Annotated in this window: 15 protein-coding genes; 5 read left to right on the forward strand and 10 right to left on the reverse strand. The window is 39.5% G+C overall.

Annotated elements, in window-relative coordinates; genetic code table 11:
- The 3 genes from PGQ38_RS11410 to PGQ38_RS11420 form a co-directional block, all read right to left on the reverse strand.
- Positions 1-204 (reverse strand): hypothetical protein, encoded by a 204-nt coding sequence (locus PGQ38_RS11410; protein ID WP_270431782.1) that lies wholly within the window; start codon positions 202-204, stop codon positions 1-3.
- A gap of 19 nt (positions 205-223) precedes the next feature.
- A complete protein-coding gene (locus tag PGQ38_RS11415; RefSeq protein ID WP_227199015.1) occupies positions 224-985 on the reverse strand; it encodes a rolling circle replication-associated protein in 762 nt (253 codons plus the stop codon).
- A gap of 169 nt (positions 986-1,154) precedes the next feature.
- Positions 1,155-1,376 carry a hypothetical protein gene (locus PGQ38_RS11420; protein WP_270431784.1) on the reverse strand — a complete coding sequence of 74 codons (222 nt, stop codon included), beginning with the start codon at positions 1,374-1,376 and terminating at the stop codon, positions 1,155-1,157.
- A gap of 135 nt (positions 1,377-1,511) precedes the next feature.
- Between PGQ38_RS11420 and PGQ38_RS11425 the strand changes: the two genes are divergently transcribed.
- Entirely contained in the window at positions 1,512-2,453 is a 942-nt protein-coding gene (locus tag PGQ38_RS11425) for a DUF4062 domain-containing protein (protein ID WP_270431786.1), read from the forward strand.
- Here PGQ38_RS11425 and PGQ38_RS11430 read toward each other — a convergent pair.
- From PGQ38_RS11430 to PGQ38_RS11445, 4 genes are all read right to left on the reverse strand, one after another.
- A complete protein-coding gene (locus PGQ38_RS11430) occupies positions 2,448-2,786 on the reverse strand; it encodes a hypothetical protein (protein WP_270431788.1) in 339 nt (112 codons plus the stop codon). The genes PGQ38_RS11425 and PGQ38_RS11430 overlap by 6 nt on opposite strands.
- Positions 2,787-2,798: 12 nt before the next feature.
- Positions 2,799-2,945, reverse strand: coding sequence for a hypothetical protein (locus PGQ38_RS11435; RefSeq protein ID WP_270431790.1), 147 nt, complete (start codon positions 2,943-2,945; stop codon positions 2,799-2,801).
- A gap of 274 nt (positions 2,946-3,219) precedes the next feature.
- Positions 3,220-3,393 carry a hypothetical protein gene (locus PGQ38_RS11440; RefSeq protein WP_270431793.1) on the reverse strand — a complete coding sequence of 58 codons (174 nt, stop codon included), beginning with the start codon at positions 3,391-3,393 and terminating at the stop codon, positions 3,220-3,222.
- A gap of 28 nt (positions 3,394-3,421) precedes the next feature.
- Positions 3,422-3,565 (reverse strand): hypothetical protein, encoded by a 144-nt coding sequence (locus PGQ38_RS11445; protein ID WP_215661058.1) that lies wholly within the window; start codon positions 3,563-3,565, stop codon positions 3,422-3,424.
- Positions 3,566-3,726: 161 nt separating this feature from the next.
- Here PGQ38_RS11445 and PGQ38_RS11450 point away from each other — a divergent pair, with 161 nt between their 5' ends.
- Positions 3,727-4,101, forward strand: a complete 375-nt coding sequence (locus PGQ38_RS11450) for a helix-turn-helix domain-containing protein (RefSeq protein WP_215661060.1) — start codon at positions 3,727-3,729, stop codon at positions 4,099-4,101.
- A gap of 300 nt (positions 4,102-4,401) precedes the next feature.
- Here the strand turns inward: PGQ38_RS11450 and PGQ38_RS11455 are convergent, their stop codons facing one another.
- Positions 4,402-4,599 (reverse strand): helix-turn-helix domain-containing protein, encoded by a 198-nt coding sequence (locus PGQ38_RS11455; RefSeq protein ID WP_118581605.1) that lies wholly within the window; start codon positions 4,597-4,599, stop codon positions 4,402-4,404.
- Between the two features lie 63 nt (positions 4,600-4,662).
- On the opposite strand from PGQ38_RS11455, the gene PGQ38_RS11460 reads away from it, so the two are divergent.
- Both PGQ38_RS11460 and PGQ38_RS11465 read left to right on the forward strand, forming a co-directional pair.
- Positions 4,663-5,631, forward strand: a complete 969-nt coding sequence (locus PGQ38_RS11460; RefSeq protein WP_270431798.1) for a YbjQ family protein — start codon at positions 4,663-4,665, stop codon at positions 5,629-5,631.
- Positions 5,632-5,793: 162 nt separating this feature from the next.
- Entirely contained in the window at positions 5,794-6,858 is a 1,065-nt protein-coding gene (locus PGQ38_RS11465; protein WP_270431800.1) for a tyrosine-type recombinase/integrase, read from the forward strand.
- Positions 6,859-7,066: 208 nt separating this feature from the next.
- On the opposite strand, the gene PGQ38_RS11470 is transcribed toward PGQ38_RS11465, so the two are convergent.
- Together PGQ38_RS11470 and PGQ38_RS11475 are read right to left on the reverse strand one after the other, a co-directional pair.
- Positions 7,067-8,077, reverse strand: a complete 1,011-nt coding sequence (locus PGQ38_RS11470) for a GGGtGRT protein (protein ID WP_118581437.1) — start codon at positions 8,075-8,077, stop codon at positions 7,067-7,069.
- 27 nt (positions 8,078-8,104) lie between these two features.
- Complete coding sequence (locus PGQ38_RS11475) at positions 8,105-8,797, reverse strand: iron-sulfur cluster assembly scaffold protein (RefSeq protein ID WP_118581434.1); 693 nt, start codon at positions 8,795-8,797, stop codon at positions 8,105-8,107.
- A gap of 271 nt (positions 8,798-9,068) precedes the next feature.
- On the opposite strand from PGQ38_RS11475, the gene PGQ38_RS11480 reads away from it, so the two are divergent.
- Complete coding sequence (locus tag PGQ38_RS11480; RefSeq protein ID WP_204454229.1) at positions 9,069-9,812, forward strand: TraX family protein; 744 nt, start codon at positions 9,069-9,071, stop codon at positions 9,810-9,812.
- Positions 9,813-9,925 lie beyond the last annotated feature (113 nt).

Here is a 9,925-nt window from a genome sequence, read left to right on the forward strand (position 1 = left end):
CTAAATCTTGACATAGGACCAAAATCTCGAAAGGGCTTCTATAAGTGCCTGTAAGTTACACTGATGATATGTACTACTACTATTTCCGAAACCTTCTCTGGTCTCAGTCCTGCCAGCGTACACGGCTTCTATTACATATCCGTATCTGCGCTGAACTCTCGCCTGGCACTGTTTATCTGTTTCCAGATAAATATTGACTTTCACAGCTTGATTCCCCCTTTCTTTAAATTCGTCTGTTCAATCTGATCAATGTGTAATGGCGGTAATTGTACCCAGTTACCGGATTTTTCCCCTCAAAGAGCTCTGCTATGTAGTAGCCTTTCTTAGGCTTCACTTTCTTAGGCCAACGCTTCAGTTCCTCTGGCTTTGGCTCTGGAAGCGGCATGTTCCTGGAATGGCTGTAGTTTGCTTCACTAAGTCTGGGCTTTGCCAGGGTTCCGTCTTGTTTCTTTTCCCTGGTTTTCTCATCCTTTGTGATGTAATCAGCCAGTTTCTGGAAATCCTCTTCCGGGCACTTACTCTTCCTGATCTGAGTTACATATACTCCACCATAGGGCCAAGCCCTTTCAACAAGACTTGCCGTATTTCCAATATCGTTGATAATACAATGTATATGCCAGGCTCCCTTCGTCCCCCGCTCAATGTTCCGGATCCAGAAGAGCACCCTGTCTTTTTTCCTGTAAATCTTTCTTAGCTTGTCCATCATTTTCAAAAACTGCTTCTTGGCAGTGTCCATATCTGGAGGTCTGTTCTCTGGCTTGTATGTAAATGTCACCCAAAGATCACCTGGTGAAAAATATTCCATCAGTCTGAGTCTTGCCCTCTTGGATTTATTCCAGGCGTTTACTCTCTGAACATCTTCCGGAGTAAGCTTTCTCTTAGGCAGTCTCTCCTTCCCCTTAGCTCCATACTTGCCATCATGATTCTCTTCCACATACAGGATATCCTTCTTCTGCAGATACCAGGTTTTACGCTTTGTTTTCATACCAAAAGGCTCCTAAGTTTAATATCTTAATCGAGTACTAAACAGGGGAATTTCACCCCTGATTTTTCTTACATTCTTGACTTTTTAGTGGCCCAATGATATTATGTAATTGGTTGATTACATATGGACCTGAGTCGATGCCCCCCTTGCATCGGCTCTTTTCTTTAGTTTACATAACTTTCTTTTTTCTGATCTGTTCCAGCTCTTTTTCAACATCTTTTCCGCTGTATTCTGTCAGAAGCTTTCCAGAGATGTTATAAGTCCACTTGGTGGACATCTTAATCGCTATTCCAATCGGCAGTTTTCCCTGCTGCATCGCAACACGTACAAACTGCGGGGACGTGTTGAGAATTGCAGCAGCTTCAACTGGTAATATTTTCCCTGTATTCATTTTTCCTCCTTTCCTTTTACGCACGCTCAAACACCTGCATTCTTTTGTTGACTTTCCACCAATTTTCTCCTATTCTGTAATTACATAGAATTCGAAAAAAACTTAACTGTTATTTTTCATTAGGGAGGTATTGCATTGGATAAAAAACTTCAAATATTTATTTCTTCTACATACACCGATTTAATATCTGAGCGTCAATCTGCTGTACAAGCAATCCTAAATGCAGGTCATATTCCAGCTGGTATGGAACTCTTTACAGCTGGCAGCGAATCTCAATTAGAAACCATATATAATTGGATTGACAATTCCGATATATACATGCTTATTCTAGGTGGAAGATATGGCTCTATCGAACCAAAATCCAGAAAAAGTTATACGCAATTGGAATATGAATATGCTGTTGCTCATAACATTCCTTTTTTTGCACTTGTTCTAAGCGATAAGTTCCTCGACACTAAGATCAAAGAATCTCAAGATTTTCATTCTATCCTCGAACAACAACATCCAAGAGAATTCAATGACTTTAAAGAACTTGTCACAAGTAAAATCGTCGAATTTGTAGATGATGAGAAAGACATTCAACTCGGTATTTTAAAAGCCTTAAATGCCATCCAACAGCATCATGAACTCCGCGGATGGATCCGGCCAGACTCGGTTCCCAACATTACATTTCTTTCTCAAACCCTGCAAAATCTGACTTCTGAAAACGAAGCTTTAAAAAGCAAACTTGCCCAGCAATCTGATGAGCGTTTTGGAGATTTTTCATTTGATGATCTTGTAAATATTTTTTCAAATAAGGAATTTGAAATTCCTGAAGATGTTGTATACTATTTTTCTGTCTCCAAAATAACAGCTCTTCAACTATTCACCTTGAAATATGGAACATTTTGCACCGGTGTAACCAGTAACGCTACTCGAGGTAAGACTTCAAATTTTTTCTACACCCAATGTTTTCCATATTTCGAAAGCTATGGTTTAACAGCATTAACACCTATCGACACTTATGTACAACGTTTCCAGGTTACTGATCTTGGCAGAAAATTTTTTGCTCACTATGACGCAAAAAAGCATTTATAAAAAATCTTCTATCTTGATGTCCCAGCCGCTATTTTTTCTCTGCGGCTGAACATCTACCTTGAACAATGCATCCATTCTGATAATCTCTGTGCTCCGCCCAGCCATCATCCTCAACATTTCAAGCAATTCTCCAACATCTTGCAGGGTATATTTTCGCTTTTCACATTCCAGAAGAATATCTCTTGCATAGTTCAATGTTTTCATTGAATCGGAATTACCATTCATTTCAGGCGATTGTTCTTCTTTTGTGATTCCTATAGCCTTTAAGTACGCTTCTCTTTCCTTTTGTTCCTCATTCATGCCTTCACCCATCTCCTTTACTCTAAGTTTCATTCTCCCCCACTATTATCCTGCCTGCTTTACTTCTACTTCCATTGCATTTCTGGCTCTCAGGAGTTCTGAGTTATTCTCCATCAACTTAAGGCTTACAATATCCATCTGTTTCAGATTCTGTACGATTACTGTGATACGCTCTTTCTTTTCTTTGGTCATATTTTTCGCCTACCTTTCTTTCAAACTTGACTTTCTTTTTATTCTCTCCTATTCTTTAGGTACAGGGCACTGGCATGCCCGAGTTTTATGAAAGGAAAACAAATGCCAATGAATAAACTTACATTTTGTCCACTCATTAATAATGAGTGCCGTTCTGACTGTATTTTTCATGTTCCGCATAATATAGCTTTGAATAATGGAAATACAGCTCAATGTGAATTAGCCGCTTTTGTCTGTTGTTCTGATGAAACTGCAATTCAAGCTGTTTCTGAAGCTATAAAAAATCTTCATAGCTAATTTTGACTAATTCACCAACTTTTGTGTCCTGTGCGATTTTCCTTTTTACATAATCTAAAATCGCATAGGATTGCTCTACAGATATTTCTCTTTCGTGGAACATCTCAATTATTGCTTCACAGATTTCATAGTTCTTCTTTTCTGCAAGCATAAATCCCATCCTCTCACCTCGCTTTCTGTTATCCTGCTTTCTGGGTTTCCATGCTTTCTTTCATGATGTTCATTCCTTCAGCTACTCCCAGGAGTCTTTCTTTTTTAGAATCTGGAAGATTAGGAACAATTTCTGAAAGGCGTTTCAAGATTTTTTTCTCTTTTTCTGACATAATGTTCACCTCTCTTTTCTCGTTGTATTTTCCTACGCCTTAGTTGTACTATATCACCATCGTGTTGTGTTGTCAACTATTTTTCCACAACTTAGTTGTATTTTTATATTGACTTCTGTTTTAACACGATGTATACTTGGTTTTAAAGAAAGGAGGACAGCATGGAAACCATCAATGACAGAATTGGATTTGTATTAGAGCGTTCTGGAAAAACTAAAACCGCTTTTGGGGAATCCTTAAATGTTTCTCAACAATATATTTCTAAATTGGTAAGAACCGGAAACCCTAGTGAACTATTGATTGATGATATATGTGAGAAATATCATATCCGAAAGGATTGGTTGTTAAAGGGAGAAGGAGACCCAGATCAGCCCCTTGATCGTCAAGATGAAATTGCCAAGCTTACGGCAGATCTGTTCAAGGGTGAAAAGAATTCCTTCAAGGAACGTCTTATCTTCGCTCTTGCTAACTTGGACGAATCTGAGTGGGAGCTGCTGGAGAAAATTGCGGAAAAGATTGCAAAAGAAAAGGACTAAGGATTTCCTCAGTCCATCAACCTTTTAATGAGTTTGTAGATAAATGATAAAAGTTCATCATCTTCTATTTTTTCTATAAGCTCACGTATCTTTTCCTTTTTTTCTTCTGTGCTCATATGTATAACCCCTCCGTTCTCGCTTGTTCGAACGTTTGTTCGTTTTTAATATACACCATTTATATTTGAAGTGCAATATATTTCACAAACATTTGTTCGTTTAACATTATTTTTTATACTTATTATACGATAAACAGAGGGATTAATTTTGCTTGAAAACACAATCGTCCAGTGTACTGGACACTTATTTGTACGGTGAATCAAACAGATCTACCATCCCGACTTTCAGAGCCTTGGCAATCCTTTCTAAGTTGTCCAGGGTTGGTGAATACTTCTCGATCATAATATTGTTGATCGTGGATTTCGGGATCCCGGTCATGTTCGACAGCTGCCGTACAGATACATTTTTTTCATACATGATTTGTGTTAGTAATATCTTCATACTACTATTATCTACAAAAAGACATTGTTTATTCTGCAAGCAATGTAGAAATCGGGAGGGTTTATGAACAAGAAAATGTTAATGACTTCTGGATACAACTTTGAAGGATATACTATCACTGAATACCTTGGAGTTTTTTCTGGAGAATGTGCCTTAGGTACCGGATTTCTAAGTTCTCTGGGTGCAGGAATTTCAGATTTTTTGGGCACCAACAGTAAAATGTATTCGAATAAATTAAAAGAAGCAAAAGAATATGCATTGGATCAGCTTCAAAGTCAAATTACTGAGGCTGGTGGAAATGCAATAATTGGGCTTGATATTGATTACGTTTCTTTTTCTGCTGATATTATGGGCGTTGTTGCTTCCGGTACCGCAGTTAAATTAGGCGAAATCCCTACTTCTGTTGAAGACATCGAAACTCAAAGATATCCAATAAACGCAACCAACAAGGGATTATCTTTTCGTCCTTCTTCTTTATACATAGAGACTTTGAATAATAGCAAGATTTCATATTCACTGGAATTATTTCATTCTGACGAATGCTCCGTGTCAGCTATTATGGCAGATATAGAATTCACTGATGCTTTCCAAAGAGAAAATATTATAAAAAACGTTGTTTTCTCTGGTTTCAAAGAAAAACATAAAAAGTATCTTATCAGTGATTCTATTTTACAGGATTTTCCTGCTGACTATTTGAAACTATTAAGTGGTATTCGGGTAACCGTAAGAAAATATATTTCAGACAATCAATTAATCGAACTTGTTGACTCTGAAATCGAATATGACTCTTTATCTGATTCACCGCAAGGTGATCCAATGGCTACAGCTTCCGAATTGCTTTCCGTTGCTGAGGGGCTTTCAAACGCTAAAGAGATTTATGAATACGTTTTTTCATACAACGAAGAGCATGGCGGTATTATTGATCAGAAATTGATTTCTGGTCTTGAATCGCAAAAGAGCATTGAACGTTTTTATGGAAATCATAAAGATACGGCAATTAAGGAAATAAAGAAATTTTTCAATTTAGAATAAATAAAAACCGCCCCAGTGTTACCAGCACCAGAGCGATTTGTGAATAATTTGCAGTGTAAAGAAAACTGCTATAATCATTCCATAGCAAGATTATTATAGCACTTTTCTTTACACCTGCAAAGGTGTATTTTTTATACTCTTTTTTAGAAGAAAGGTGATGTTATGAAACTTCCAAATGGATTCGGTTCTGTATATAAGCTATCTGGCCGGCGCCGGCGGCCATGGGTGGCAGCCAAAACCTTCGGATGGGAATTTGATGAGAAAGGTCAAAAAGTAAAACAGAAGCAACAGGCAATCGGATATTATGCTACCAGACAGGAAGCAATGACTGCTCTTGTACAATACAATGAAAATCCTTATGATCTGAATTTTAATAAGACAACTTTTTCGGAAGTGTACGAAAAATGGTCTGAAGAATATTTCCCCACACTCAGCAATGCTTCCAGCATACGTACGATCACCGCAGCTTACAAGTACTGCACTCCTCTTTATGATATGCGAATAAAAGATGTCCGAGTCGAACATCTTGAAGGAACCATTCATAGTGCAAACGTAGGATCCAGCACTAAGGGACGAATGAAGAGTCTGTTTAACCTTATGTATAAATGGGCTATGAAACATGAACTTGTGGATAAAAATTATGCAGCCTTATGTGATGGTGTTAAAAGAGAACGTCCTACTATTGTCCGCATTCCTTTTTCTGAACAGGAAATTACAGCCCTTATGAAACATCCGGAAATACCATTCGCAGATATGATCCTAATCGGAATTTATTCCGGATGGCGTCCCCAGGAACTGGCAGTTCTGAAAGTTGCAGATGTGGATCTGGATAATATGACATACACTGGTGGACTAAAAACAGATGCCGGCCGTAACCGCCTGGTTCCAATTCATCCACTTGTTGCTGATCTGGTCCGTAAGAATTATGAGCAAGCAGTCGGTATGGGAAGCAAATATCTTTTCAATGATCCGGACGGTCAGCAGGGCACTTACCTTACATATGACAAATACCGGGGACGTTTCAAGAAGGTTATGGCACGACTGGGAATGGATCACAAGCCCCACGACACCAGACACACTTTTATTACGAAAGCCAAAGAAGCAAATATGAATGAATATATTCTGAAAATGATCGTCGGACATGAAATTGCAGATATCACAGAAAAGATATATACTCACCGTACTGTGGAAGATCTGAAAAGAGAAATGAAAAAGATAACAAAATGATTGGCGGCAGGCATTGTCCTGCTGCTTTTTTGTGGTAGGTTTGTTAGTTACTTGTCAGTTGCGCCTGTCGGTTACCTGTTAGTTATTTGTTAGTTACCGCCATTTTTTCATGTATTTTCATGCTGTTTTGCAAGAAATCCCGATAGTAACAAAAATGCCGTAAACCCTGGAGTTTACGGCACTTTCAACGCTTTTACAATTTATATAATCAGAACTTGCCAGCCTTAGCAGCTTCCTCTACAGAAACAGCTACAGCAACAGTAGCACCAACCATCGGGTTGTTACCCATTCCGATAAGACCCATCATTTCAACGTGAGCCGGTACGGAAGAGGAGCCAGCAAACTGTGCGTCAGAGTGCATACGTCCCATAGTATCTGTCATACCGTAGGAAGCAGGACCTGCTGCCATGTTGTCTGGGTGAAGAGTACGTCCTGTACCACCGCCGGAAGCAACGGAGAAGTATTTTTTACCCTGCTCGATACATTCTTTCTTGTATGTACCTGCAACCGGATGCTGGAAACGAGTCGGGTTAGTGGAGTTACCAGTGATGGAAACACCAACGTTCTCGTGATGCATGATAGCAACACCTTCCTGAACATCATCTGCACCGTAGCATTTTACAGTAGCACGAAGTCCGTTTGAATATGGCTTCTCATAGATTACGTTTAATTTAGCTTCTTTGTAATCGTATTTTGTCTCAACAAATGTGAATCCGTTGATACGGGAAATGATCTGGGCAGCATCTTTTCCAAGTCCGTTCAGGATAACACGTAATGGTTTCTGACGTACTTTGTTTGCTTTCTCAGCGATACCGATAGCACCCTCAGCAGCTGCGAAAGACTCATGTCCTGCTAAGAAGCAGAAGCACTCTGTCTCTTCCTCAAGGAGCATTTTACCAAGATTTCCATGTCCAAGACCTACTTTTCTGTGGTCAGCAACAGATCCAGGAATACAGAAAGCCTGAAGTCCTTCTCCGATAGCTGCAGCAGCGTCAGCAGCTCTCTTGCAGCCTTTCTTGATTGCGATTGCAGCACCTACTGTGTAAGCCCATGCAGCATTCTCAAAGCAGATCGGCTGAATTTTCTTAACCTGGTCATATACATCAAGACCAGCGTCTTTTGTGATTTTCTCAGCTTCTTCGATAGAGCTGATTCCATAGCTATTTAATACAGAATTGATCTGAGCAATTCTTCTCTCATATCCTTCAAATAATGCCATTTCTGTTCGTCTCCTTTCGCTTGTGGCTTACTCTTTTCTTGGGTCAATAATCTTAACAGCATCAGCTACACGGCCATACTGACCTTTTGCCTTCTCCCATGCAGTGTTAGGATCATCACCTTTTTTGATAAAGTCAGTCATTTTTCCAAGAGAAACGAACTGATATCCGATTACTTCGTTGTCTTCGTCAAGAGCAATACCTGTTACATAGCCCTCTGCCATTTCCAGATAACGAACTCCTTTTTCCTTGGTAGCGTACATTGTACCAACCTGGGAACGAAGGCCTTTACCAAGGTCCTCAAGACCTGCACCAACAGCAAGACCGTCATCAGAGAAAGCACTCTGAGTACGTCCGTAAACGATCTGAAGGAACAGTTCTCTCATTGCTGTATTGATTGCATCACAGACAAGGTCTGTATTTAATGCTTCAAGAATTGTCTTACCCTGAAGAACCTCTGCTGCCATAGCTGCAGAATGTGTCATACCGGAGCATCCGATTGTCTCAATAAGGGCTTCCTCGATTACACCATTCTTAACATTTAAGGACAGTTTACAGGCACCCTGCTGAGGAGCACACCAGCCTACACCATGTGTAAAACCAGAGATATCTTCAATTTTCTTTGCATGGACCCACTGGCCTTCTTCCGGGATCGGAGCTGGCTCATGTTTTGCACCCTTAGCTACTGGGCACATGTTTTCAACTTCAGTAGTGTAAATCATTTTAAGACTCCTTTCAGTGTTGATTACTTAATCGTTGTTAAAGACCTAACAACCTAGTGTTATTTTCTCACAAAATTCTTCATTCGTCTAGTCATATTTTGCAAAATTTACGAAAAAATTGTCGGTACCATTTATTAGACTTGTCTTGTAGAAATTTTATTTTCATGATAAACTACATAAGAACATTCCGATCACAGCTGCCACCTGGAACTTTCATAGCAAAAAGCATCCGGAAATACTTTATATTCAAAACAGGAGGACTTACATAGATATGTCATCGCAAACCTCAACTTCTTTTATGCCCGAAAAACTGAGAATCCTAAGCGGTAGTGCCCTGAAGATGCTGGCTATGGCGATTATGCTGATCGACCATACCGCTTCTTTTCTTCTGCGTCACTACCCGCCAGCCATAGCGCCCTGGTTTCAAATAGGCAGCACCACTTATTCCCTATACCGGGTAATGCGTGATGTGGGGCGTGCAGCTTTCCCTATTTTCTGTTTCCTGCTTGTGGAAGGGTTCCTTCACACCCATAACCGCTTTAAATATGGTAGAAATCTTCTGATTTTCGCCTGTATTTCAGAAATTCCATGGAATTTTGCACAAAATGGCACTCTGCTGTATCCAGATAAGCAGAACGTTTTTTTCACCTTATTTCTGGGATATCTTGCATTCTGCCTGGTCGAACGCTTTGAAAAAAATGCTTCCATGCAGCTTGTCTGCATGCTGTTGCTTCTTGCAGTCTCCTATTTTCTCAAAGCAGATTACGGATATAAAGGCTTTGTATTTCTCCTGATCATGTACTGGCTGCATCAGCACAAATCTGCACAGGCAGTTATTGGAAGCTGCTGGCTGATCTATGAATGGAAGGCTTGCTTTGCTTTTATTCCTTTGAATATGTACAATGAAAAACGGGGATTTATTCAGGGGAAATGGGTAAAATACCTCTTCTATGCTTTTTATCCGGTACATATTGCTATACTGACCGTAATCCGCAAGATGTGGTTTGGAATTTAGAACAGCTATGATATAAAAATCATTTATGGACATGTCCAGAAAAAACGGCTTGACAGAATTCATTTTCTGCCAAGCCATTTTATTAAACTAGAGCCTGTTTGAAAAATCATTCC

It is taken from the genome of Blautia faecis (genome assembly GCF_027662325.1).
Lineage (GTDB): Bacteria > Bacillota > Clostridia > Lachnospirales > Lachnospiraceae > Blautia_A > Blautia_A faecis.